A 22,553-nucleotide genomic window follows, 5' to 3' on the forward strand; every position below is an offset into this window, starting at 1 on the left:
TCTTGGCTATGAAGGCTTGCCAGTCGGCTGTGCAAAGACTGTCACGCCCGGCTGCCCAATCATTCGCCGGAGACGGACATGGCAGGCCAGAAGAAAACCATATCGGCGGATTCCAGCAATCCATTGAACACCATCGTCAATCTCTGGCCCTATATGTGGCCGAGCGGGCGCATGGATCTGAAGATGCGGGTGGTCTGGGCGACCGTTTTCCTGCTGGTCTCGAAATTCTTCCTGCTGCTGGTCCCCTACTTCTTCAAATGGTCCGTCGATGCGCTGAACGGCAAGCTCGACATGCAAGGCATACTGCCTGCGTTCCTCGTCGGCGCTATCGCCTTGATCATCGCCACGAACGCGACACGCCTGATCCAGCTCGGCCTCAACCAGCTGCGCGATGCCCTGTTTGCAAGCGTCGGCCAATATGCGGTGCGCCAGCTCGCCTACAGGACCTTCGTGCACATGCACGAGCTCTCGCTGCGTTTCCATCTGGAGCGCAAGACAGGCGGCCTCTCGCGCATCATCGAGCGCGGCACGAAGGGCATCGAGACGATCGTCCGCTTCACGATCCTCAACACCTTTCCGACCTTCATCGAATTCCTGCTGACCGCCATCATCTTCTGGCGCGGCTATGGCTTTTCCTATCTCGCGGTCACGGCTGTCACGGTCTGGCTCTACATCTGGTTCACCGTCAAGGCGAGCGACTGGCGCATCTCCATCCGCCGGACGATGAACAACAGCGACACCGATGCCAACACCAAAGCGATCGATTCGCTGCTGAACTTCGAGACGGTCAAATATTTCGGCAACGAGGAGATGGAAGCCAGACGCTTCGATCAATCGATGGAGCGATATGAAAAGGCAGCCACCAGCGTCTGGACGTCACTTGGCTGGCTGAACTTCGGCCAAGGTTTGATCTTTGGCCTCGGCACGACAGTGATGATGGTCATGTCCGGCTGGTCGGTCCTCAACGGCCAACACACGGTTGGCGATTTCGTCTTCATCAACGCCATGCTGCTGCAGCTCTCCGTGCCGCTCAACTTCATCGGCTTCGTCTATCGCGAAATACGCCAGGGCCTGACCGATATCGAGGAAATGTTCGACCTGCTCGAAGTCCAGCCGGAGGTGGTCGATGCACCTGATGCCAAAGAGCTCGTCATCGGCAATGGCGCGATCGCGTTCAAGGACGTGCATTTCGCCTATGATCCGGCGCGACCCATCCTGAAGGGCATCTCCTTCGAGGTGCCGGCCGGCAAGACGGTCGCCGTCGTCGGGCCTTCGGGCGCCGGGAAATCGACGCTGTCGCGCCTGCTCTATCGTTTCTATGATGTGCAGAGCGGCACGATCACCATTGACGGCCAGGATTTGCGAACCGTCACGCAGAAAAGCCTGCGCAAGGTCATCGGCATGGTGCCGCAGGATACCGTGCTCTTCAACGACACCATCGCCTACAACATCCGCTATGGCCGGCCGGGCGCGAGCGAAACGGAAGTGACTGGAGCAGCGGAGATCGCCCAGATCGGCGATTTCATCCGTCAGCTGCCTGAAGGTTTCGAGACCAAGGTCGGCGAACGCGGTCTTAAATTGTCCGGCGGCGAGAAACAGCGCGTGGCGATCGCGCGCACCGTTCTCAAATCGCCGCCGGTTCTGATCCTCGACGAGGCGACCTCGGCGCTCGATACGACGACCGAGCGCGAAATACAGGCCGCCCTCGACGTCGTCTCCAAGAACCGCACGACGCTCGTCATCGCGCATCGGCTGTCGACCGTCATCGGCGCGGATGAGATCATCGTGCTGAAAAGCGGCGTCATCGCCGAGCGTGGCACACATGCCGATCTTCTGGCGCGAAACGGCCTCTACGCCTCCATGTGGAACCGCCAGCGCGAGGCGACGCAGGCCGAGGAGCATCTGAAGCAAGTGCGTGAGAGCGACGATCTGGGCGTTATCGACCGGCTGGCACCGGCAAAGTGAGAAAGCCCGAGAGACGTTGCATTCTGCGCCTCGATGGCAAGCGGGGGAACGCGGCGGTTATGCACCGATTGTTGTCACGAGACTGAGATGACAGCTTGCTAGGTACGAGGGTCTTTTTCAACGGAGCCCCCCAAATGCGTACTTTTGCCAAAGCTTTAAGCCTGTTGCTCGTTGTCGGCCTGGCCTCGCCGGTTTTCGCCGAGGATGCCAAGCCTTTCGCCGATGCCAAGGAGATCAACCTCCTCGATCTGCTGCCGCCGCCGCCCGCCAATGATTCCGCGCAGATGAAGGCGGAACTCGGCGAAATCCTGACGATCCAGGTGACCCGCACGCCGGAAATGGCGGCTCGCGCCGTGGCGGACGCCGAAGAGAACGTCTGGCGCTTCTCAGACGTCATCGACAATCCGAAATTCACCAAGGAAAATCTGCCGAAGTTCTCGGCCTTCTTCGATCGCGTCGTCGAGACTGAAGGCGCCGTCGTCGATCCGGCCAAGGATGTCTGGAAGCGCCCGCGCCCGCATCTCTACAGCGATCTGGTCAAGCCGATCGTACCGCTCTCCAAGTCCGGCTCCTATCCGTCCGGCCACACCACGGTCGGCACGCTGATGGGCATCGTGCTTGCCAACATGGTGCCGGAAAAGCGCGCCGCCATCATGGCTCGCGCCTGGGAATACGGCCATAATCGTATCGTCGGCGGCATCCACTATGCTTCCGATATCGAAGCCGGCCGCATTGCAGGCACCGTCATCGCCGAAACCATCATGACGCATGAGGACTACAAGACCGAGTATGAGGGCGCCAAGGCTGAACTGCGCGCCGCTCTCGGCCTCTGATTTCCGATCGGCCGACGCAGTACACAGGAGGCCGCCGCCATCGGCGGCCTTTTCATTGCGTCCCACACGGGTTTCCACAGGCCGCACTTTTCAAGTCAGGGGAACGTTGGCATCTTGCTCGACGCGGATTGCATTGAGGACGAGCGCGCGAAACCATTGCCCATGACAGAGTTTGCCTGTAGTCACGCTCGACTGGTATTCAGAGCAAGACCGCTTATCTTGTTCTCATTCTTTTGACTGGCATGATCTTGTCGAGGACCGAAAGTCGGTTCCTGACGGGAATGCCCTAACGGAGTAGGCCATAGATGAGCTTGATGAACAGCGTACGCAATGTCATCGTTCCCGTACACAAGGAGGGCTATCCCTTCGTTGCAGGCTTCTTCGTCGCGTCGCTGGTGCTCGGTTGGATCTTCAAGCCGCTCTTCTGGATCGGCCTGATCCTGACGCTGTGGTGCGCCTATTTCTTCCGCGATCCCGAACGCATGACACCTCAGGACGATGATCTGACGATATCGCCGGCAGACGGCAAGGTTTCGAGCGTGCAAATGGTGACGCCGCCGGCCGAGCTCAACCTCGGCAGCCAGCCGATGCTGCGCATCTCGATCTTCATGAACGTCTTCGATTGCCATGTGAACCGTTCGCCGATGCGCGGCCGCATCACAAACGTCGCCTATCGCCAGGGCAGCTTCCTCAATGCCGAACTCGACAAGGCCAGCGAACAGAATGAACGCAACGGCCTTGTCATCGAAACAAAGCATGGCGAAATCGGCGTCGTGCAGATTGCCGGCCTCGTTGCCCGCCGCATTCTTTGCTTCGTCCATCCGAACGAGCCGCTGGATGCCGGCGAGCGCATCGGTCTCATCCGCTTCGGCTCGCGCCTCGATGTCTTCCTGCCGGAAGGTGCTTCGCCGCGCGTTGCCGTCGGCCAGCGGGCGATCGCCGGTGAAACCGTCATTGCCGAATTCGGTTCGGCCAAAGGCGCAACCATTAGCCGCCGTAGCTGAAGTGTAGGAATACGAGCGAGATGAAGACGCCTTTTCCGCCTTTCGAGCCGCACGGGCCCAACGACGAAGCGCGCGGACCGCGTCTCCGGGAAATTCCGTTGCGGCTGATCGTGCCGAACATGATCACCGTGCTGGCAATCTGCTCGGGTCTGACGGGCATTCGCCTCGCTTTCGAAAATCGCTACGAACTCGCCGTCGTGGCCGTGCTGGTCGCTGCCTTCCTCGACGGCATCGACGGGCGCGTCGCGCGACTGATGAAGGCCACCTCGAAATTCGGCGCGCAGATGGATTCGCTCGCCGACATCGTCAACTTCGGCGTTGCCCCGGCGCTCGTCGTCTACGTGTTCCTCCTCGATCAGGCCCGCTCGCTCGGCTGGATCGCGGCGCTGATCTATACGATCGCCGCCGGACTGCGGCTTGCGCGCTTCAACGTCATGGCCGAGCGCGAGCATAAGGCGTCTTGGCAATCGGAATATTTCGTCGGCGTCCCCGCGCCTGCCGGCGCCATGCTGGTGCTGGCACCTGTTTATCTCGGCTTTCTCGGCCTGACGCCGGACCGCACCTTCGCCTTATGGGGTGCAGCCTACACCGTTCTCATCGGCTTCCTGCTGGTCAGCCGCCTGCCCGTATGGTCCGGCAAATCGGAAGGCAATGGCGTAAGGCGCGATCTGGTGCTGCCGATCATGCTCGGCCTTGTCGTCTATGTCGCGTTGCTGATGAGCTATACGTGGCATGTCATGGTCGTGACCGTCGTCATCTATTTGCTGTCCCTGCCCTTCGGCGCACGCTCCTGGGCGAAGAAATACGGCACCTACACCATCAATGGCCCCGCCGATCCCAATGTCGACGATTCCAACGACGATATCGGCCGGCATATCTAGCGCCGGCATATCAAACCGCTGCACAACAGTCCTCTGGCGGCACCGCAGCGCTGCAACCGCTAGTCTGTAAGTCTCCCTTATCAATCAGAGACATGACGATCGCTGATCGGCGCAATGGGAAGCCGGCTCGGCGGGATATTTCCGCAGATTCAAACATTGCGGCAGTGCGGATTCTACACGAGGTTTCGGCGCTAATCTCTCGAAATATGGTCGTTGTTTACAAAAGCTGATTGGAAAACGCCTTCGATTTGTCATGATTTACGACAAAAAGCACTACTCGACTGTGAATCGAAAAATGCTCCGAGGGAGCATGGTGAGGAGTGAAACATGACGCAGAAGAAAGACCCGCCGGCACAACCGCAGGCAAAGATCGATCCCAGCAAGCACTATCGTCCGCTGGGCCTGAAAGCCGTTCTTGCAGCCCATCTGATGCTGAAGACGAAGCCTCTCAAGAAGAAGATCGCCTGAAACTACAGTTCTGCCCGCCGCCGACCGATACCGGCAGGCAGCATTTCCGGTCACTGGCCGCCGAATGGCGGCCGCTCAGAGAAGGCTTAGCTGGCCATCATCCGGATCCGCCTTCTTCGGCGGCTTCCCGATCGGATCGAGCGTCACGGGTGTCTGCACATCCGGCCCCATATTGGCAACCTTGTTGACGCGATCCGAAACGGGGATCGCCTCGAAAAAATCCTCCTGGACCGGCTTTATCAGATCGAGGACATCGCGAGGCTCTTGAGTCTTGCAATCGAGCCAGCGGGCGAAATCTTCCGGCTTGATGACGACGGGCATGCGGTCATGGATGGACCGTATGGCGCTGTTTGCCGCCGTCGTCAGGATCGCACCCGTATCGACCTCGGAACCGTCGGCCGACGACCAGGTTTCCATCAGCCCTGCAAAAGCGATGACGCCGCCGCTGCGAGGCCGAATCCAATAGGCTTGCGACTTCTCGCCGCTTTCCTTCGACGGTCGATGCCATTCGTAGAAACCGGATGCCGGAACGAGGATACGACGATGGCGCATGGCCGCGCGAAAGGAGGCCTTGCCGATCGCCGTCTCCGCCCTCGCATTGATCAGCAGCGGGAATTCCTTGGGATCCTTCACCCAGTCGGGCATAAAGCCCCAGCGCACGAGCAGGGCGCGGCGATCCGGCAGGTTGCTGCCTGGCCGCTGCCTGTCGCCAGAGATGACAACGAGGATCGGCTGCGTCGGTGCGATATTATAGCGCGCGGGAAACCCGTCATTCAGCAGGACGCCGAGCGCTTCGCCCACCTGGTCTGCCGTCGATGTCAAAGCGAAACGTCCGCACATTGGGTCTGTTTTGCATCCGAGAAGCGGCGGGTCAAGCCCAAGGTCAGCCGCGTGGACCGAAGAGAATGATCCCCGCGCCGGCAAGGCAGATGGCGGCTCCAGAAATATCCCACCGGTCCGGCAGCCGCCCTTCGGCGAGCCAGAGCCAGAGAATGGAAGCAACGATATAGACGCCGCCATAGGCAGCAAAGGTGCGCCCGGCCGCCTCGCTCGGCACCAGTGCAAGCAGCCAGGCAAAGAGCGCCAGCGAGACGAGGCCGGGTGCGAGCCACCAGACGGGCTTCGACAGACGCAACCACGCCCAGAAGGCAAAGCAGCCCGCTATTTCGGCGAGAGCCGCCAAAGCATATAGCCCGTAGATCATCCCCGATCGTCCTTATATTCGGCGCATTGAGAATCGTCGCTTCGGCCGGGAGCGAGTTAAGGGGCTTTCCCGTGGGACAGCAAGTGCCGTTTCCTGTAGAAATGGCCGCAGATGGCTCATCGCCATCGCGCATCAATTTTCCTATCCGAATGTAAAGCGATCCATGACCTCCAATCCTCGCCCCGCGTCCTCTGCCATTCTCGAACGCAATGGTCGCTTCCTCTTGGTGTTGCGCAGCAACCCGCCGTCCGCCGATATGTACGCCTTTCCGGGAGGGCGGGCCGAAGAAGGAGAGACACCGGCCGAGGCGGCGCTGCGCGAATTCAAGGAGGAGACGGGCATATCTGCGCGCAATCCTCGCCTGTTCGAGACTTACGACCTGCGCTCCCATGCGGCAGACGGAACGCTGACGAGCCATTTCCTGCTTTCGGTCTTCCTTGTGGACGCCGATGAGGATGCGGTCGCCGAAGCCGCCGACGATGCGGCTGCCATCGGCTGGTACACGCTGGAGGAGTTGCGCACCCTGCCCGTTCCGGCCAGTGTGCTCGAATGTGTGGAACGACTTGCTGCAAAAAACGCATAGCTCGGCGCCGAAATTAACGATGCTGAGCAATATCGGCGTGGAAACCACCTGCCGCGCCTTGTTCCCGTCATGCTTGTCCGGTCAACATGGTTACATGATTCATAACAGCCTTGGCCGACCGCTTCTGATCTGCATCGCGCTTGCCGCAGCCTTCCCGGCTGCGGCACAGCCGGCAGCAAGCGCACCACCGGCACAGGCGGCCGATAATGCGAATGCCGAGCAGCCTGCGCCCTATGATGAGCAGCTCTCCCGGCTCTCCGAAATTCTCGGCTCGATCGACTATCTGCGCAATCTATGCAGCCCGACGCGGGAAGACGGATGGCGCGGCGACATGCAGCACTTGCTCGACACGGAGACCAAAAGCGAGCCGAAACGAAAGGAAAGGCTCACTGCGGCCTTCAACCGTGGATATCGGTCCTTTGCATCGGTTTACACGAATTGCACGCCGCAGGCCCGCACCGCGGAAGAGCGATACCGTAACGAAGGTGCAACACTGGCGACAGAAATCACCGCACGCTTTGGAAATTGACGATTTATTAACCTCTTTTCATAGCGAGCCGTGTCGTTTTGGGAAAAGGCTGATAGAGTTATTAAGCAAGTGGTAAGGACATGAACGTCTCGAGGAAAGAAACAATGGAAACCAGCCTGAACGAAATCGACGACATGATCGTTCATGAAAAGATGCAGGCAGCGCTGGAATACCAGAATGAAGCTTGGGCCGATGGCATGGCAGATGGCATCGAGCCCGAAATCATCGCCGACGCAGCCATCGCACACGCGATTCGCGAGACGATCCGGATTCAAGGGGAACAGGGCGCTGAAGCCTTGCTCGAATCACTGCGTGAACGCATGCTCGCTGGCGAATTCTCTCCGAACCGCACCCTGCAATAACAACCAGAGATTGCTAATGCGTATCTTTTCAGGCAATGCGCTCACCTGTTCCATTGCCTCCTTCGCTGCCGTAACCCTGTTTTTGGGCAGCACGGTCCTGCCGCTACCGGCCAGCGCCTTTTCTCAGCTCAATCCGCCAGCCCCCCAGGCGAAAGATACAGCACAGTCCGTACAGCAGAAGAACGAGAAGCCGATCGAGCAGGCGTTGGAAGCACCCGCCAACAATGCGCTGCCGGCGCCCGATCCATTGATCAACAAGCAGGCCGCCCAGAGCAGTAGTGGCGCTTCCAGTACCGGCAAATCGGTCGAATTCCTCTACGATATCGACAAGGCGCCGGAGCCGGTAAAGAAGCTGCGCGCGGCGATCGTCGAGGCCGCCGCTTCCGGTGATTTAGAACGCCTGCGCCCGCTGATGAATATCGGGGCGGGCCTGAAGCAGACGCAGGTTACCGCCGACGACCCCGGCGAAGATCCGATCAAGACGCTGCATGACCTTTCAGGCGATCCAGACGGCATCGAGATCCTGTCCATCCTCCTCGATATCATGTCGACGGGCTTCGCCCATGTCGGCCAGGGAACCCCTGATGAGGTCTATGTCTGGCCTTATTTCGCCGAGAAGGACATCAAAACGCTCTCCACGCCGGAGAAGGTCGATCTGATGCGCATCGTGACGGCCGGCGATTATGCCGACATGCTGGAATTCGGCGGTTATAATTTTTATCGCGTCGGCATCACGCCGGACGGCCGCTGGAAATTCTTCACCTCGGGCGAATGATCCGAAGGGGGAACTTGCGGTTCCCCGCCGAAGGCCCTACCTCTGCGTGATGAAGCATGTCGCGCAAAAGTGCGCAGCGGTTTTGCGGCAACGACATGCGCAAGATCAAAGACCTGAAGCGCAGGAAGCGATCTGAAAGATCGCAACGTGCTTTAGGTCAAATCAGCGGAACCATCATGTCAGCCGTATTCCTGAGAGAGCGCTCCTTCATCCGCATTGCCGGCGCGGAGGCGGAGACGTTCCTGCACAATCTCATCACCACCGATCTTGCCTCGCTCGGCACCGACGAGGCGCGCCCGGGCGCGCTGCTGACCCCGCAGGGCAAGATCCTGTTCGACTTCATGATCTGGCGAGATGGCACAGGATTTCTACTCGAAACTGACACGGCACAGCGGGAGGCTCTGCTGAAGCGTCTCACCATGTATCGCCTGCGCGCCAAGGTCGATTTCGTCGCGGAGGATACCCAGGGCGTTACGGTCGCGTGGGGAGATGACGCAACGCATGGACCGAAGGACAGCCGCTTCGCCAAGGCGGAAATTGTGCTGACCCGGACGCCCGGCGAGCACGGCAGCGACCCCGAGGCACTTTATGATGCGCTGCGGATCGCCAACGGCATCGCCGTTTCCGGCCGCGATTTCGCATTGCAGGACGCGTTCCCGCATGATGTGCTGATGGATCTGAACGGCGGGCTAGGCTTCCGCAAGGGCTGCTATATCGGTCAGGAAGTGGTTTCCCGCATGCACCATCGCGGAACGGCGCGCAGGCGTGTCGTCATCGTCAACGGCAGCGCCGAGTTGCCGCCTCCCGGTACGGAATTGATTGTCGGCAGCAAGCCGATCGGAACGCTCGGCTCGACCGCCGGCAATATGGGCCTTGCCATCGTCCGCATAGACCGGGCCGGCGAAGCCATCGCCGAAGAGGTTCCGATAAAGGCTGGCGAGGTCGACGTCACCGCGTCTCTTCCGGTCTGGTCCGGCCTCTCCTTCCCCACCCGCGCCGACGAGGCGTCGGCATGACATCGGCGACGGCCGCGCGCGCCTGGCAGCGCATGTTATCCGGACGCAGGCTCGACCTGCTCGACCCCTCGCCGCTCGATGTCGAGATCAGCGACATCGCGCATGGACTTGCCCGTGTCGCACGCTGGAACGGCCAGACCTCCGGCGACCATGCCTTTTCGGTGGCGCAACACAGCCTTGTGGTGGAGGCGATCTTTCGCCATCTCAATCCGGCAACGCCTGACGAACTGCTTGCCGCCTTGCTGCATGACGCACCGGAATATGTGATCGGCGACATGATCTCACCGTTCAAGTCCGTCGTCGGCGGTGATTACAAGCTCGTGGAGAAGCGGCTCGAAGCAGCCATCTACCGGCGCTTCGCCCTGCCTCCGCATTGCGCGCCGAAACTCAAGGAAAAGATCAAGAAGGCCGATACGATCTCTGCCTATTTCGAGGCGACACTGCTCGCCGGCTTCACGCCCGATGAAGCCCGCAAATTCTTCGGCCAGCCGCGCGACATCACGCGCGAGATGCTGCCGATTGACCCTATGCCGGCAGTCGAGGCGCAGCGGTTGTTTCTCAAGCGCTTCGAAGCGATCGAGGCAGAGCGCGCTACCATGAGGGTTGGAGCGTGACCGCGATCGTCATATCGCCGCTTGCGCGCATCGCCGAAATAGCCGTGCGCCATGGCGCGCGCGAGATGATCAGCCTGATGGCCAAGGAGCACAGCTTTCACCGTCCCGCGGTCATCCAGGCGGACCGGCATCTGCTGCTCAATATGAACGACATCAGCTTTGCCGGAACCGGCGATCTCGTCGCCCCGCAGGAAACGCATGTTCGCGCCATCATCGATTTCGCGACTGGCTGGGATCGTAGCGCGCCCTTGCTCATCCATTGCTGGATGGGCGTCTCGCGGTCGCCCGCGGCAGCACTGATCGCGGCTCTGTCCGTTCACCCGGAAGAAGACGATCTAGTGCTGGTACGCCGCCTGCGCGCGAGCTCGCCATTCGCCACGCCGAATGCCCGACTGGTCGCCATCGGCGACGACATGCTTGGACGCCGCGGGCGTTTGGTTGCTGCAGTCAAAGAGATCGGCCGTGGCGCAGATGCTGACGGCAATGCGCCTTTCATGTTGCCCTTGGACAGCTAGCACGTCGACGGCCATCAAATCATCGCCAGCAGGCACGCCCTCGGCAGAACAATCGCTGCTGGACACCGACCGCGTCGATAGCTGGATTCACCCTCGATTGTCTGGCCGCCGGCCTTCTATTGAATGACGGCACATGCCAGGCGCTTGCCGGCGCCGCCGACGGGCTGGCTGCGATAATCATCCGAGTCGGCATGGATCATTAGCGTGCGGCCGCGGATGCCGTTCTTGCCGTTCAGCGATACCATGCCATTGAAGACCTGGGCGCGCAGCTTGCCATCCTGATCGACATATTGGTTGGGCATATCGCCGGCATGCGGGCCGTTGGCGGCCAGAAAGCCATGTTCCGCCTTGGTGGGATTGAAATGACCACCGGCTGACTCGAAGCCGTGCGTATGGTCGCAACGGCTATTTTCATGAATGTGGAAGGCGACCCAGCGATTGGCGGGCATGCCGGACACTTCCATCTCGATCAACACGCCCTTTTTGCCCTCGGTCAACGTCGCTCGACCGGCTTGTTTACCGTCGATGCCGACGAAATCAGCAGTGGCGGTGTTTTGACTTTGAGTTTGCGCTGCCGCGGGCGCGGCTGCAGCAAGGGCAAGAATTGCAACGATCGTCATCCGCTTCATGGAACACCCTCCCTGTTCTGCGTGGCAATTGCCCAACGCGCGGCGGGCATGAGGGTTCCGGCGAATGGAAAAAATGGCCCTAATCAAAAAGATAAGGCGACTTGCCGGCATTCCGGCAGGTCGCCCTACATCGGATGGACGTGCTTGTCAGGCCGCCATGCTGTCGACGTCATACTGGCCGTATGTGCTGTTGTAGGCCTCCATCGGCGACAGCAGATCCAGGTCGAAATTGACACTGGATTCCGGTGACTTGACCGCAGAGGCGGTATCGGCGCTCGGCAATTGCATGAGCTTGGCAATCAGGCCGCTCAATGCACCGCTCGAACCATCGGCAGCAGCGTCGGTATTGTTAGCCTCGAGAATGCCGGGGCGCTCGTCCACCGCGCGTTCCTCTTGGCTCAAAAGGCCATCGCCATTCGAATCGAGACGCGAAAGCGTGCCACGATACGGGTAAGAGTTGTTGGATACGGAAGAAACATGGGACATACAAACCTCCTAGGGTAGGAGCCGCCTCATGCGACGTCGTTTGTACACAATACATTCAGAGTTGGACTATGAACTCGCTTTTAAGCTGCTTCGCGCTGCCGGTAAAGACAAATTGTTAATGAGTATTAACCATAGTCCCCAGGTGGCAAATCTGAATTTCCTAATGTTTCCCTTGCAATCCGTTATAAGATAATCCGGCATAATCCACTGGAATCATAGGGGAATCTGACCATCCGACCTTACCCGGCGGGCGGTTTCGTATATGCTACGGATGATCGCCCATGGAGAAGGCATGATGGAATTGTTACCGCTCGTCATCCTGGTCGTCGGCATCCTGGTACTGCGGGGCCACAACCTAAGGATAAAGCAGCTGGAAGCGCGCGTTCAGGAGCTGCAAAATGCTCTCGCGGGCAAGGTGCTGACGACGGAAACGGGCGAATCGGCTCCCGCGACGGATTCGATGGCTCTTGCTGCCGCGCAGCCTGTCGAAGAGGAGCCGAAAGCGGCGATCGAAGCCACTTCCGCGCCTGATATCGAGCAGCCGGTCCTCGCCGCAAACAATGTCGCCGATGCGGTCGAGGAAGAGGCCGACCCTCTTGCCGCCCAGACATCCGTGCAGACCAAGGAAAGCCTGGAGAGCACGATCGGCGCGCGCTGGGCCGTCTGGGTCGGCGGCATTGCGCTGGCGTTCGGCGGCATCTTCATGGTCAAATATTCGATCGAGAGCGGTCTTCTCAGCCCCGGTGTCCGGCTTGTTCTTGCGGCGCTCTTCGGTCTCGTCCTGATTGCCGCCGGCGAAGTGATCCGTCGCCGCGCCGCGCCGGTTCTGAACAATGCTTTCCAGAATGCGATGATCCCCGGCGTCTTGACGGCGGCCGGCGTCGTCGCCCTGTTCGGCTCTACCTATGCGGCGCATGCCGTCTACGAATTCATCGGCCCCACAACCGCCTTCATTCTTCTCGCGCTGATCTCGCTCGTCACCCTCGGCCTATCGCTGCTGCATGGGCAGGCGCTTGCCGGCCTCGGCCTGCTGGCGTCGATGGCAACTCCCGCCCTGATCGCATCGACTGCGCCAAGACCATGGATTCTCTTCGGCTATCTCGTTCTGACCTGGCTTGCGACCCTGCTGGCGTCGCGCCTGCGCCGCTGGGTGATTGTCCCATCCCTCGCGAATGGGCTACTGAGCCTCTGGCCCCTGCTCTACATCACCTTCAGCACCGCCGTTGATCTGACGCCGGTTACGCTTACCATGCTGGCCATGATCGGCGGTACCATCTTCCTTTGGCCGGGGCGCTATCCGATCTCAGAAGCGGAGAAAGAAGACGCAACAACGACACCGGCCGAAGATATGCCCCAGCGAGTAAGCGCCGGCATGGAATGGGCGGCATTTCTCGCCCGACAGCCCCTCGGCATGACGCTGACGGCCGCGATCGGTGCGCTCACGGTATCTCTCTGCCTCATCACCTACAGCCTTCAACAGGGATATCCTATTGTCGACGCCACGTTCATGTTCGCAGCGATCGTTGCGGCGGTTGCGGCCTTCGGTGCCGGTCGCCTGCACGCGGCCTGGGCAACGATCCTGTCCGCGCTTGTCGCCGTCGTCGGCGCGTCCGGCATTCTGACCAACTGGATTGCCGGGATCGGATCCACGGGTACGGATGGAACTGCCAGCCTGCAGAGCACGGTGCTCTATGAGGTCCTCGGCCTCGGCGCCCTCTTTGTACTGATCGGCGCCTTCTTCCTCCGGCGTTTCGCCGCGCATGAGAAACCCTATGCCGCGCTTTGGAGCCTTGTCATGGCCGCCACGCCGCTGGCGATCGCGACGATCAGCTTCGTCAATTTCGGCAACTGGACGCTCGACTGGCTGCATGGGCTCTACGGCATCGGACTGGCACTAGTTCTTATCGGGCTTGCCGAATGGCAGGATCGCCGCGGCGAAGAGGGGCTGAACCTGCCGACGAACATCCTCGCGGCCGGCTCGTTTGCCGCGGCCGTCTTCGCCGTGCATACGCTTGCACATCATGCCACCGCGACGATCCTGCTGCCGATTCTCGGTATCGCCTATCTTTTGGCGGGGCGCTTGCGCAATTGGCTCGTTCTGCCCTGGACCATGGTTGCCGCGCTCGTCATCGCCATGGGGCGCATCGCCTGGCAGCCGACGATCGTCGATCCGTCGGAACTTGGGACGACGCCGGTCTTCAACATGCTGCTTGCCGGTTACGGCATTCCGGCCGCCCTTGCCGTCCTTGCGGCGTTCATCACGCGTGATTCGCCGAGCCTGCGGCTGCGCAATGCTTTGCAAGCGCTCGCCTGCTTCCTCGTGTTGTCGACGATCGCCATCCTCGTGCGCCACGCCATGAACGGCGGCGTTCTGAACGATGCGGCTCCAACGCTCGGGGAACAGTCGATCTACACGCTGCTGGCAATCGGTGCTTCGGCAACGCTGATGGCGCTCGATCTCAGCGCCGCAAGCCCTGTCTTCCGTTACGGCGGCATGGCCCTCGGCGTCGCTTCGGTCTTAATGATCCTCACCCTGCATCTGCTAAGTCTGAACCCGTTCATGACGGGCGAGAGCACGGGTCGTATCCCGCTCTTCAACCTGTTGCTGCTCGCCTATCTCCTCCCTGGTATCGCTTATGGCGGCCTGGCGCTCTTTGCCCGCAATCGTCGTCCTCTGCCCTATGTCGGCATGCTGGCGGTCGCGGCGGCCGTGATGGCCTTCGCATGGGCAACCTTGTCAGTGCGCCGCTTCTGGCAGGGTGAGTACATTCCCTTCTGGAACGGCTTCATTCAGGGCGAACTCTATTCCTATTCCGTCGTCTGGCTGCTGATCGGCATCGCGCTTCTCGGGCTCGGCGCCCGTTTCGAGGCCCGGACCCTGCGCATCGCCTCGGCGGTGCTGGTCTTCATTGCCGTCGTCAAGGCCTTCCTGATCGATATGGCGAATCTCGAAGGCTTCCTGCGGGCGCTGTCGTTCATCGGCCTCGGCGCCGTGCTGATCGGTATCGGCCTATTCTACCAGAGGATCCTGACGCGCAAGAAGAAGACGCAGTGATTGCGGCGAATCCTTTCGCCGGGTAGGACGGAAACCTACCGACTGATCACTCCGGAGCAAGCGCAACAATGGATACTGACAAGATGGCGCGGGCATTTGCCCCGTTCGAAGCGCTGGCTGCGGATCTCATCCCCTACGCAGCGGATGGCGATGATGGTTCGCATGATATTGCCCATATTCTGCGCGTCTTCCGCAATGCCATGGCCATCCAGGCCGAAGAAGGCGGCAATGCGCGCATTCTCGCCGCGGCCGTGCTGCTGCATGATTGCGTCGCCGTCGAAAAGAATTCGCCGCATCGCGCGCAGGCCTCGCGGCTTGCGGCCGAGAAAGCTTCGGGCATCCTGCGACAGCTCGGCTGGTCGGAAGAGGATATCGCGGCCGCCGCGCATGCGATCACCACGCATAGTTTCTCCGCCAACCTGCCGCCGGAAACACTGGAAGCGAAGACCCTGCAGGATGCCGACCGGCTGGATGCGATCGGCATGGTCGGTGCGGCACGTTGCTTCTACATTGCAGGCCGTCTCGGCTCCGGCCTTTACGACCCCTTCGATCCGCTTGCGAAAGAGCGGTCGCTTGACGACAAGCGCTTCGCCATTGACCATTTCGAGACAAAGCTGTTCAAACTGGCGGATGGATTCCAGACCGAGACCGGAGCCAGGTTTGCCGGTGCACGGCATGACCGGCTGAAGACCGTGCTGGCAATGTTCATCGACGAAATCTGAGGGCCACCCATGCGCGTCAGCGATCTTTTCATCTATCCCCTCAAGAGCGCCCGCGGCATCGCCATTCCGTCGGCGGCCATCGATGCTTTCGGTCTTGCGGGTGATCGCCGCGCCATGCTGGTCGATCCCTCGGGCAACTTCATCACCCAGCGCGAATTGCAGGCATTGGCGCGGATCGATATCCAGCCGGCGCCTTCCCATCTGCGTCTGAAGATGGAGGGCAAATCCGACATCATCGTGCCGCCGCCACACCCCGACAACCGCATGGACATCATCGTCTGGAAATCGGCCGTCAACGCATCCGTCGCGGATGAGGAAACCAACAAGGCCTTGTCGGCCTGGCTGGATCGCGAGGTCAGGATGGTCTTCTTCGACAGGCTCGCGAAGCGCATCGCTAACCCGGAATGGGCCGGCGAGGATACACCTGTCACCTTTGCCGACGGATACCAGATTCTCGTCACGACGACCGGCTCGCTGAACGCGCTCAACGCCGAGCTCGCCGCTCACGGCGAAGGCGCGGTCGGCATGGAACGCTTCCGGCCCAACATCGTCATCGATATCGACGAGGAGTGGCCGGAGGATCGCTGGGCCGCCATCGAAATCGGCGGCATCCGTCTCGATCTTGTCAAGCCTTGCTCGCGCTGCATCATGACGACGCAGGATCAGCAGACCGGCTCGCGTGACGTACCGAACCCCATGCCCGCCATGGGCCGCATCCGCATGTCCGCCGACCGGCGCGTACCCGGCCCGCTCTTCGGCTGGAACGCCGTACCGCGCGGCGAAGGTACCGTGAAGATCGGCGATACCGTGACGGTGCTCGAGGAGCGGTCGGAGGGCTGGGCGCTCAAGCGGCGCTAAAACTGATCCTATGTGCAGGTCTTTTCCAGCTCAGCCTTTGGCGACAAGGCCCGGCGATGCGATACCCTCGTTCAGCGAAGCAACAGCAACCGCCTTCAAGGCGGCCTGCATGAAACCGTCGCGCGCCGCGGCGATCTCGATGCCACGCGGCTCGTAGACGTGGCGATGCAGAAAGTAGCCGGTCAGCCGGAAGGCGGCGGAAAGGCTTTCCCGATCCGCGGCTATCATGGCTCCGGTCGTCAAAAACGGCGGCAATGCCAACATCTTGTCCGCCCAGGGCATGCCGGCCGCCCGGCAAACGGCGCGGCCGGACTTCGGCGAGACGAAAGCCAGATCCTCGCGCACGCCGGTTGCCGCACATTCCGTCAAATCGAGGCCGAAACCAAGATCGTTCAGCACGGCAAGCTCGAAGCGCACGAAGAGTTCGCCGGCATCTGCGGGATTCTGCAGGTTTTCAAGGATGACATCGAGCGCATCGTAGAGATGTGGATGCGGATCACGCTCCGGCAGCAGCCGCAGCAAAGCGGCCATCGCCTGCACGCCATAGACGGCGGTCGCTGTCTCCATCAGCCGTGCAGCCCTCAGTGTCACCGGCTCCATGCGAAATTCGCCGAGATGCTCATGCAGTCTCGCCCGCCAGGTGACTTCGACGAGATTGCCGGCCTGCAGTACCGGCTGCATGGCACGCGAGCGGCCGGACCGCACCAGTCCCATATGGCGACCACGGGCACGCGTCATCACCTCGGCGACGACGCTGGTCTCGCCGAGACGTTTGACACCCAGAATGATCGCATGGTCCTGCCATTGCATTGGCCGGCTGCCCCGAAAGATTTCTGCGATTCGAGTTTAGGACAAATGGCTGCCGCTGTCACATGGCGAGCGGAGAGTTGCCGGCCAGCGTCTCGACGAAGAGGCGCATGGATTGCTCATCGAAAGGCTTGTTCAAAAGCGGCACATGCCGCAGATCAGCCGGAAAATCGAGCGTATCGGAATAACCGCTGACGAAGCCGAAGGAAATGCCGCGTTCCATCAGCAATCGGGCGAAGCCGAAACTCGTCGACTCCCCGAGATTCACGTCAAGCATCGCAAAATCATAATGTTCGGAATGGATCGCGTTGACCGCCTGTTCCAGATTCGAAGCAATCTCAATCTGCTGAATGCCTACAAGACGAAGGATTTCCTCGGTCTCCATTGCAATAATGAGATTGTCTTCCAGTATAAGCACGCGCTGAAACGTCATATCAGCGCCATCCCTGTACGCATACGCCCACCGGCGCCGCCCGTAAAAAGTCCCGCATCTATCCCTCCGGCGCCAATCATCGGCCCGTATTGAATGGATGGTTTGCTCCATCCGTCTTGGCTCAGTCTCTTGTGGCATGACTTTGCCTCCAACCCGCTTCGCACTTTTTGCACTGCGGTACTATGGGCTCGTCACCATGCTCCAATCGCTTCTTCAGCCGGGGTTAGTAAAAGGTGAAACTGGTAGAAAAGTGACGATGACGATAGTCTATGCTGATACAGTTATTGTCGGCATTTAAAAAAGACATGCCGTCTGTCAAAAGACCGAGCTCAGATGAAGGGGCGCTTGCCCGAATCAAAACCGTCCCAGCCTGCAAGTTCTGCAAGCCCCTTCCCATCCAGAACCTCGCAGCCCCTCTCCTGCCAAAGGAGCAACCCTCGAGCCGCCAGCTTTTTCAAAGTCTTATTGGTATGGACGACCGAGAGGCCGAGCGTATCGGCGACATGCTGCTGCGTGATGGGGATGACCTTGCTGCCGTTGAAAAGGCGCAGAGTGCTGGCGCGCTGGTGCAGATATGCAATGAGATAGGCTGCCCGCTCCATCGCGGAGCGGCGGCCGATGCTCAGCAGATGCTCATCGAGAATCCGCTCCTCGCGCGATGCGATCCAGGTCAGATCATAGGCCAGCGAGGCATGAGAATTATAGAGCGTCATCAGCTCCGTGCGCTCGAAAACACAGAGCGATATTGGCGAGAGTGCTTCCGTCGAATGCTGCATCTCGCCCATGATCGACCCCTGCAATCCGATGAGATCGCCGGGCATTACGTAGTTCAGGATCTGGCGGCGGCCGTCTTCCAGTGTCTTGTACCGGAAGCCCCAGCCGGAGAGGATGGTGAAAAGGTGAGCGCTATGCGCGCCTTCGAGGAAGATCGTGGCACCGGCATCGACAAGAAGCTCACCCTTCTTGAAGCCGCTGATGAAATTCAGCTCGTCACGCTCGAACTCTCGGAAATGAGGCAGGGATCTCAGCGGACATTGCTGGCAAGGCGTGCGCCGTCCATGGACCGTCCCGGCTGCCTTCGCCATGATACAACCCCTCAAATTACAGCGGCAAACAGAATATGCCCCTATAAGCCACTGTAATATAAAGCGTTCGAGGAACGCAAGCGCAGATCAATGCGGGAAGTCGAGGCCCATTTCTCGGAAGCGCTCGGGGTCATCGCCCCAGTTTTCGCGGACCTTGATGAAGAGGAAGAGGTGCACGGGCTGCTCCAGAATTTCGGAGAGTTCCTTGCGCGACGCGGTCGAAATCGCCTTGATCGTCTCGCCACCTTTGCCGAGCGCAATCTTCTTCTGGCTATCGCGCTCGACATAGATCACCTGTTCGATGCGAACCGAGCCATCCTTTCGCTCTTCCCATTTCTCGGTCTCGACATGCGAGGAATAGGGAAGCTCCTGGTGCAGGCGCAAAAACAGCTTTTCCCGGGTAATTTCGGCGGCGAGCTGGCGCATCGGCAGGTCCGAAATCTGATCCTCAGGATAATACCAGGGACCTTCCGGTAGGGTCTTTGCCAGATAGTCCATCACGTCGTCGCAGCCAGAGCCGTTCTCCGCCGAGATCATGAAGGTCTGCTCGAAAGCGATCTTCTCATTGGCGGCGGCAGCAAGCGCCAGCAGGTCCTCGCGGCGGACGCGGTCGATCTTGTTCAAGACCAGGATCTTCGGCTGGGAAACGTCCTTCAGTCCTTCCAGGATGGCCTCGGCATCGCCGCGCAGACCACGTTCGCTGTCGATCAACAGCATGATGAGGTCGGCATCCTTGGCTCCGCCCCAAGCGGACGTCACCATGGCGCGATCAAGCCGGCGGCGCGGCTTGAAGATGCCGGGCGTGTCCATGAAGACGATCTGCGCGTTGTTGTGAATGGCAATGCCGCGCACGATGGCGCGCGTCGTCTGCACCTTGTGGCTGACGATCGAGACCTTTGCGCCCACGAGCCGATTGACCAACGTCGACTTACCGGCATTAGTGGGGCCGATAAGAGCGACGAAGCCCGAATGCGTTGGGCCAATATGTTCAACCGCGCCGTCTTCGGCGGGCGTGTCCTGCTGATTGGTCATTTTCCACTATTCTCCGGCAGTCACTTCTCAGTCAACTGAGGCTGCCATATACCTTCGCGTTCCAGGATCCGTGTCGCCGCCATCTGTTCGGCCGCACGCTTGGAGCGTTCTATTCCCGTTTCAGGCGCTGTTCCCTTCACTTCTACCGTCACAGTGAAGCGTGGATCATGATCCGGTCCGCTACGATCATCAACCCTGTAGACCGGAGTGACGCCGAATTTCGCATGCGCCCATTCCTGCAATTCCGTCTTCGCGTCGCGCCTTGCGCCTTCCGGCCGAATAGCGCGGCGCTCCCAGAAACGCAGGATGAAGGCGCGGGCGACTTCGAGCCCGCCATCCAGATAGAGTGCTGCAATCAGGCTTTCGACGACATCGGCGCGCACGTTGAGCATGCGCTTGCCCGTCAGTTTCTTCACGTCAGCGCCGGTGCGGATATAGAGATGCAGCTCCATCTCATCGGCGACTTCGGCGCAGGTTTCTGCACTCACCAGCTGGTTGAGACGTACCGAAAGCTCGCCTTCCGTCGCTGCGCCGAAGGTCTTGAAAAGCAACTCTGCGATGCACAAGCCGAGAACACGGTCGCCGAGAAATTCCAGCCGTTCATAGTTGCCCGTCTTGTGCGTCCGCGCGCTGGCATGGGTCAGCGCGCGGTCGAGACGCTCCTTTTCGGCGAATTCGTGGCCGATAACGACCTCAAGCCTGGCACGATCCGCCTGGGAGAGCGTCTGCGCCTTACTCATTCGACAACCTTGAAAATACGGTCCCAACGCATGTTGGTCGGCCATTTCCAGATTTCACGGAACGAGGTATCGTGACCCAGCGAGAAGAAGATGATGCTGGCGCGGCCGATCAGGTTCTCGGCAGGGACATAGCCGACATCGAAACGACTGTCGTCGGAATTGTCGCGATTGTCGCCCATCATGAAATAATGGCCCGGCGGAACGACATATTCCTGAGTGTTGTCGCCACGCGAATTCGGCGAGAGATCCAGCGTGTCAAAGACCTTGCCGGTATCCGGCAGACGCTCGCTATAGACGGCGATGTTGTCGCCCGGCTCCTGGCTATAGTCCGACGAGAAGGTGCCGTGCGGCTCGCGCGGAACGGCCTGACCGTTGATGTAGAGGATGTCGTTCTTGACCTGGATGCGGTCGCCCGGCAGACCGATCACGCGCTTGATGTAGTCGACATCAGGATTTGGCGGGAAGCGGAAGACCACGACGTCGCCACGCTTTGGCTCGCTGCCCAAGATGCGGCCGCTGAACAGATCCGGCGAGAACGGCATTGAATACTTGGAATAGCCGTAGGCGAACTTGTTGACGAAGATGTAATCGCCGACAAGAAGCGTCGGCATCATCGAGCCTGACGGGATGGTGAATGGCTGAAAGAGAAATGTGCGGATGATCATGGCTAGGACAAGCGCCTGAACGATGACCTTGATGTTCTCCCACAGGGCGTTCTGCTGTTTTACGGCTTTCTCGGACACGCAGTCTTATTCCTTTTTCGCACCCCACCGGCGCACTTGCATTCAGGCACTCTCTACTCGCTTCATATCATCGCGGCAATGGCGCGGATGCCAAAAGCGACATACAGTCGTGATTCAGGCATCTAGCGGCAGTGCTTCGATGATCACAAAGGCCTGAGCAAGAGGAAAATCATCTGTTATCGTCAAATGAATGGCGGCGCGATGATTTGGCGGCAACATAGCTGCCACTCTTTCGGCGGCACCGCCGGTCAATTGCATCGTCGGCTTGCCGCTTGGCAGATTGACGACCCCCATGTCGCGCCAGAAGACACCCTGCGCCAACCCGGTACCCAGAGCTTTGGAGCAGGCTTCCTTGGCGGCAAAGCGCTTGGCATAGGAAGCCGCCCTGTTCTTGCGGCGCTCGGACTTGGCGCGCTCGATATCGGTAAAGCAGCGCTCGGTGAACCGGGCGCCGAAACGCTCGATCGTCTTCTCGACCCGGCGGATGTCGATAAGATCACTGCCTATGCCGATGATCATGGGAAGGCCCTCCTGGCGGTCCGAACGAGGTCAGGCACGTCAGACGCTCGATGCGTTTTCGGCGAGCGCCAGCCGCTCGCGGGCACGTTCCATCAGGCGCTCCTTGCGGCGCGTCTTGAATGTCTTCACACCATAATAGGTCAGCGCATAGACAATCACACCCGTCACGATGGCGGGCGGAATGCCGCCGATCAGCATCGGCTTCAAAACCGGATCCCAGATTTGCGTGAGATCGCCCTTGTGCCACAGCGCCGGCAGATCGATGCTGCCGCCCTGGCCGCCGCTGTCACGCGCCAGGATCAGATGACCGATTTCCCAGGTCAAAGCCCAGATGAAGGGATAGGTGATCGGATTGCCGGCAGCCAGACAGCCGAGCGCGGAGGCAATGACATTGCCGCCGACGAGATAGGCTATGATGATCGCCATGACGAAATGCACACCGATGAACGGTGTCCAAGACACGACGATACCAGCTGCAAAGCCGGCTGCAACCGAATGCGGTGAAGCGGCAAGGCGAACGAGGCGCTTACCGAAATATTGGAACGAGCGGACAAAACCCTTGCGCGGCCAAAGGTGCTCCCGCAACTTTTCCTTGAATGTCAGTGGTTTTCGGCGACGAAACAGCATGCGGCTTATCTAGTGCAATGGGGGCCGTCGTGACAAGAGCGACCGAACGTATCATGCACCGATTAAGA

27 protein-coding genes are annotated in these 22,553 nt (G+C 60.1%); 15 read left to right on the forward strand and 12 right to left on the reverse strand.

What is annotated here, in order from left to right; genetic code table 11:
* Positions 1–78 precede the first annotated feature (78 nt).
* The 5 genes from PH562_RS13035 to PH562_RS13055 all read left to right on the forward strand — a co-directional run bounded on the left by PH562_RS13035 (position 79) and on the right by PH562_RS13055 (position 5,151).
* Complete coding sequence (locus PH562_RS13035) at positions 79–1,965, forward strand: ABCB family ABC transporter ATP-binding protein/permease (protein WP_113229524.1); 1,887 nt, start codon at positions 79–81, stop codon at positions 1,963–1,965.
* 134 nt (positions 1,966–2,099) lie between these two features.
* Positions 2,100–2,798, forward strand: coding sequence for an acid phosphatase (locus tag PH562_RS13040; RefSeq protein ID WP_285173532.1), 699 nt, complete (start codon positions 2,100–2,102; stop codon positions 2,796–2,798).
* 305 nt (positions 2,799–3,103) lie between these two features.
* Positions 3,104–3,802, forward strand: coding sequence for a phosphatidylserine decarboxylase (locus tag PH562_RS13045; protein WP_285173534.1), 699 nt, complete (start codon positions 3,104–3,106; stop codon positions 3,800–3,802).
* Positions 3,803–3,822: 20 nt separating this feature from the next.
* Positions 3,823–4,683, forward strand: coding sequence for a CDP-diacylglycerol--serine O-phosphatidyltransferase (gene pssA / locus PH562_RS13050; RefSeq protein WP_095434375.1), 861 nt, complete (start codon positions 3,823–3,825; stop codon positions 4,681–4,683).
* A gap of 327 nt (positions 4,684–5,010) precedes the next feature.
* Positions 5,011–5,151 (forward strand): hypothetical protein, encoded by a 141-nt coding sequence (locus PH562_RS13055; protein ID WP_168192548.1) that lies wholly within the window; start codon positions 5,011–5,013, stop codon positions 5,149–5,151.
* A gap of 75 nt (positions 5,152–5,226) precedes the next feature.
* Here PH562_RS13055 and PH562_RS13060 read toward each other — a convergent pair whose 3' ends face one another.
* Entirely contained in the window at positions 5,227–5,991 is a 765-nt protein-coding gene (locus PH562_RS13060) for an SOS response-associated peptidase (RefSeq protein WP_285173546.1), read from the reverse strand.
* Between the two features lie 43 nt (positions 5,992–6,034).
* Positions 6,035–6,355, reverse strand: coding sequence for a YnfA family protein (locus PH562_RS13065; protein WP_113229520.1), 321 nt, complete (start codon positions 6,353–6,355; stop codon positions 6,035–6,037).
* A 163-nt stretch (positions 6,356–6,518) separates the two neighbouring features.
* Here PH562_RS13065 and PH562_RS13070 point away from each other — a divergent pair, with 163 nt between their 5' ends.
* From PH562_RS13070 to PH562_RS13100, 7 genes are all read left to right on the forward strand, one after another.
* A complete protein-coding gene (locus PH562_RS13070) occupies positions 6,519–6,938 on the forward strand; it encodes an NUDIX hydrolase (RefSeq protein ID WP_113229519.1) in 420 nt (139 codons plus the stop codon).
* Positions 6,939–7,032: 94 nt separating this feature from the next.
* Positions 7,033–7,467, forward strand: a complete 435-nt coding sequence (locus tag PH562_RS13075; RefSeq protein WP_113229671.1) for a TIGR02301 family protein — start codon at positions 7,033–7,035, stop codon at positions 7,465–7,467.
* A 104-nt stretch (positions 7,468–7,571) separates the two neighbouring features.
* On the forward strand, positions 7,572–7,829 hold the full coding sequence (locus PH562_RS13080) for a hypothetical protein (RefSeq protein WP_034507811.1): 258 nt from the start codon (positions 7,572–7,574) through the stop codon (positions 7,827–7,829).
* 16 nt (positions 7,830–7,845) lie between these two features.
* Positions 7,846–8,604 (forward strand): hypothetical protein, encoded by a 759-nt coding sequence (locus PH562_RS13085; RefSeq protein WP_285173556.1) that lies wholly within the window; start codon positions 7,846–7,848, stop codon positions 8,602–8,604.
* Between the two features lie 176 nt (positions 8,605–8,780).
* Complete coding sequence (gene ygfZ, locus PH562_RS13090) at positions 8,781–9,620, forward strand: CAF17-like 4Fe-4S cluster assembly/insertion protein YgfZ (protein ID WP_285173558.1); 840 nt, start codon at positions 8,781–8,783, stop codon at positions 9,618–9,620.
* Positions 9,617–10,234 carry a YfbR-like 5'-deoxynucleotidase gene (locus tag PH562_RS13095; protein WP_113229517.1) on the forward strand — a complete coding sequence of 206 codons (618 nt, stop codon included), beginning with the start codon at positions 9,617–9,619 and terminating at the stop codon, positions 10,232–10,234. Before ygfZ ends, PH562_RS13095 begins: the two co-directional genes overlap by 4 nt.
* Positions 10,231–10,749: a tyrosine phosphatase family protein gene (locus PH562_RS13100; RefSeq protein WP_285173561.1), complete on the forward strand. Its 519-nt coding sequence runs from the start codon at positions 10,231–10,233 to the stop codon at positions 10,747–10,749. The genes PH562_RS13095 and PH562_RS13100 overlap by 4 nt, the downstream gene beginning before the upstream one ends.
* A gap of 116 nt (positions 10,750–10,865) precedes the next feature.
* On the opposite strand, the gene PH562_RS13105 is transcribed toward PH562_RS13100, so the two are convergent.
* Positions 10,866–11,378: a superoxide dismutase family protein gene (locus PH562_RS13105; RefSeq protein WP_113229514.1), complete on the reverse strand. Its 513-nt coding sequence runs from the start codon at positions 11,376–11,378 to the stop codon at positions 10,866–10,868.
* A gap of 147 nt (positions 11,379–11,525) precedes the next feature.
* Positions 11,526–11,864 carry a hypothetical protein gene (locus PH562_RS13110; protein ID WP_285173562.1) on the reverse strand — a complete coding sequence of 113 codons (339 nt, stop codon included), beginning with the start codon at positions 11,862–11,864 and terminating at the stop codon, positions 11,526–11,528.
* Between the two features lie 295 nt (positions 11,865–12,159).
* Here PH562_RS13110 and PH562_RS13115 point away from each other — a divergent pair, with 295 nt between their 5' ends.
* The 3 genes from PH562_RS13115 (at position 12,160) to PH562_RS13125 (ending at position 16,499) form a co-directional block, all read left to right on the forward strand.
* Positions 12,160–14,919: a DUF2339 domain-containing protein gene (locus PH562_RS13115; protein WP_483315346.1), complete on the forward strand. Its 2,760-nt coding sequence runs from the start codon at positions 12,160–12,162 to the stop codon at positions 14,917–14,919.
* A 68-nt stretch (positions 14,920–14,987) separates the two neighbouring features.
* Complete coding sequence (locus PH562_RS13120; protein ID WP_483315345.1) at positions 14,988–15,641, forward strand: HD domain-containing protein; 654 nt, start codon at positions 14,988–14,990, stop codon at positions 15,639–15,641.
* 9 nt (positions 15,642–15,650) lie between these two features.
* Positions 15,651–16,499: an MOSC domain-containing protein gene (locus PH562_RS13125; RefSeq protein WP_285173564.1), complete on the forward strand. Its 849-nt coding sequence runs from the start codon at positions 15,651–15,653 to the stop codon at positions 16,497–16,499.
* A gap of 30 nt (positions 16,500–16,529) precedes the next feature.
* On the opposite strand, the gene recO is transcribed toward PH562_RS13125, so the two are convergent.
* The 8 genes from recO to PH562_RS13165 form a co-directional block, all read right to left on the reverse strand.
* The gene (gene recO / locus PH562_RS13130; protein WP_285173565.1) at positions 16,530–17,309 is read right to left on the reverse strand and encodes a DNA repair protein RecO; all 780 of its coding nucleotides are present in this window, start codon (positions 17,307–17,309) and stop codon (positions 16,530–16,532) included.
* 58 nt (positions 17,310–17,367) lie between these two features.
* On the reverse strand, positions 17,368–17,739 hold the full coding sequence (locus PH562_RS13135; RefSeq protein WP_113229509.1) for a response regulator: 372 nt from the start codon (positions 17,737–17,739) through the stop codon (positions 17,368–17,370).
* A 329-nt stretch (positions 17,740–18,068) separates the two neighbouring features.
* Positions 18,069–18,824, reverse strand: a complete 756-nt coding sequence (locus PH562_RS13140) for a Crp/Fnr family transcriptional regulator (RefSeq protein ID WP_113229508.1) — start codon at positions 18,822–18,824, stop codon at positions 18,069–18,071.
* A gap of 87 nt (positions 18,825–18,911) precedes the next feature.
* Positions 18,912–19,856: a GTPase Era gene (era, locus tag PH562_RS13145; protein ID WP_113229507.1), complete on the reverse strand. Its 945-nt coding sequence runs from the start codon at positions 19,854–19,856 to the stop codon at positions 18,912–18,914.
* Positions 19,857–19,876: 20 nt separating this feature from the next.
* On the reverse strand, positions 19,877–20,596 hold the full coding sequence (gene rnc, locus PH562_RS13150; protein WP_285173566.1) for a ribonuclease III: 720 nt from the start codon (positions 20,594–20,596) through the stop codon (positions 19,877–19,879).
* Positions 20,593–21,339 carry a signal peptidase I gene (gene lepB / locus PH562_RS13155; RefSeq protein WP_113229506.1) on the reverse strand — a complete coding sequence of 249 codons (747 nt, stop codon included), beginning with the start codon at positions 21,337–21,339 and terminating at the stop codon, positions 20,593–20,595. The genes rnc and lepB overlap by 4 nt, the downstream gene beginning before the upstream one ends.
* A 114-nt stretch (positions 21,340–21,453) precedes the next feature.
* On the reverse strand, positions 21,454–21,858 hold the full coding sequence (gene acpS, locus PH562_RS13160; protein ID WP_285173567.1) for a holo-ACP synthase: 405 nt from the start codon (positions 21,856–21,858) through the stop codon (positions 21,454–21,456).
* A 39-nt stretch (positions 21,859–21,897) separates the two neighbouring features.
* Positions 21,898–22,485 (reverse strand): DUF2062 domain-containing protein, encoded by a 588-nt coding sequence (locus PH562_RS13165; protein ID WP_069616144.1) that lies wholly within the window; start codon positions 22,483–22,485, stop codon positions 21,898–21,900.
* Positions 22,486–22,553: the final 68 nt, after the last annotated feature.

It is taken from the genome of Rhizobium centroccidentale (assembly GCF_030182565.1).
GTDB lineage: Bacteria > Pseudomonadota > Alphaproteobacteria > Rhizobiales > Rhizobiaceae > Rhizobium.

Bases quoted from the DNA above. Each gene is read 5' to 3' on its own strand.
- PH562_RS13120 (WP_483315345.1), top strand. From the start codon at position 14,988: ATGGATACTGACAAGATGGCGCGGGCATTTGCCCCGTTCGAAGCGCTG.
- PH562_RS13055 (WP_168192548.1), top strand. From the start codon at position 5,011: ATGACGCAGAAGAAAGACCCGCCGGCACAACCGCAGGCAAAGATCGAT.
- PH562_RS13065 (WP_113229520.1), bottom strand. From the start codon at position 6,355: ATGATCTACGGGCTATATGCTTTGGCGGCTCTCGCCGAAATAGCGGGC.
- PH562_RS13085 (WP_285173556.1), top strand. From the start codon at position 7,846: ATGCGTATCTTTTCAGGCAATGCGCTCACCTGTTCCATTGCCTCCTTC.
- PH562_RS13115 (WP_483315346.1), top strand. From the start codon at position 12,160: ATGGAATTGTTACCGCTCGTCATCCTGGTCGTCGGCATCCTGGTACTG.
- PH562_RS13140 (WP_113229508.1), bottom strand. From the start codon at position 18,824: ATGGCGAAGGCAGCCGGGACGGTCCATGGACGGCGCACGCCTTGCCAG.
- acpS (WP_285173567.1), bottom strand. From the start codon at position 21,858: ATGATCATCGGCATAGGCAGTGATCTTATCGACATCCGCCGGGTCGAG.
- ygfZ (WP_285173558.1), top strand. From the start codon at position 8,781: ATGTCAGCCGTATTCCTGAGAGAGCGCTCCTTCATCCGCATTGCCGGC.
- PH562_RS13105 (WP_113229514.1), bottom strand. From the start codon at position 11,378: ATGAAGCGGATGACGATCGTTGCAATTCTTGCCCTTGCTGCAGCCGCG.
- PH562_RS13035 (WP_113229524.1), top strand. From the start codon at position 79: ATGGCAGGCCAGAAGAAAACCATATCGGCGGATTCCAGCAATCCATTG.
- PH562_RS13080 (WP_034507811.1), top strand. From the start codon at position 7,572: ATGGAAACCAGCCTGAACGAAATCGACGACATGATCGTTCATGAAAAG.
- PH562_RS13125 (WP_285173564.1), top strand. From the start codon at position 15,651: ATGCGCGTCAGCGATCTTTTCATCTATCCCCTCAAGAGCGCCCGCGGC.
- PH562_RS13075 (WP_113229671.1), top strand. From the start codon at position 7,033: ATGATTCATAACAGCCTTGGCCGACCGCTTCTGATCTGCATCGCGCTT.
- pssA (WP_095434375.1), top strand. From the start codon at position 3,823: ATGAAGACGCCTTTTCCGCCTTTCGAGCCGCACGGGCCCAACGACGAA.
- PH562_RS13040 (WP_285173532.1), top strand. From the start codon at position 2,100: ATGCGTACTTTTGCCAAAGCTTTAAGCCTGTTGCTCGTTGTCGGCCTG.
- PH562_RS13095 (WP_113229517.1), top strand. From the start codon at position 9,617: ATGACATCGGCGACGGCCGCGCGCGCCTGGCAGCGCATGTTATCCGGA.
- PH562_RS13135 (WP_113229509.1), bottom strand. From the start codon at position 17,739: ATGACGTTTCAGCGCGTGCTTATACTGGAAGACAATCTCATTATTGCA.
- PH562_RS13045 (WP_285173534.1), top strand. From the start codon at position 3,104: ATGAGCTTGATGAACAGCGTACGCAATGTCATCGTTCCCGTACACAAG.
- PH562_RS13070 (WP_113229519.1), top strand. From the start codon at position 6,519: ATGACCTCCAATCCTCGCCCCGCGTCCTCTGCCATTCTCGAACGCAAT.
- rnc (WP_285173566.1), bottom strand. From the start codon at position 20,596: ATGAGTAAGGCGCAGACGCTCTCCCAGGCGGATCGTGCCAGGCTTGAG.
- PH562_RS13060 (WP_285173546.1), bottom strand. From the start codon at position 5,991: ATGTGCGGACGTTTCGCTTTGACATCGACGGCAGACCAGGTGGGCGAA.
- PH562_RS13165 (WP_069616144.1), bottom strand. From the start codon at position 22,485: ATGCTGTTTCGTCGCCGAAAACCACTGACATTCAAGGAAAAGTTGCGG.
- PH562_RS13110 (WP_285173562.1), bottom strand. From the start codon at position 11,864: ATGTCCCATGTTTCTTCCGTATCCAACAACTCTTACCCGTATCGTGGC.
- recO (WP_285173565.1), bottom strand. From the start codon at position 17,309: ATGCAATGGCAGGACCATGCGATCATTCTGGGTGTCAAACGTCTCGGC.
- era (WP_113229507.1), bottom strand. From the start codon at position 19,856: ATGACCAATCAGCAGGACACGCCCGCCGAAGACGGCGCGGTTGAACAT.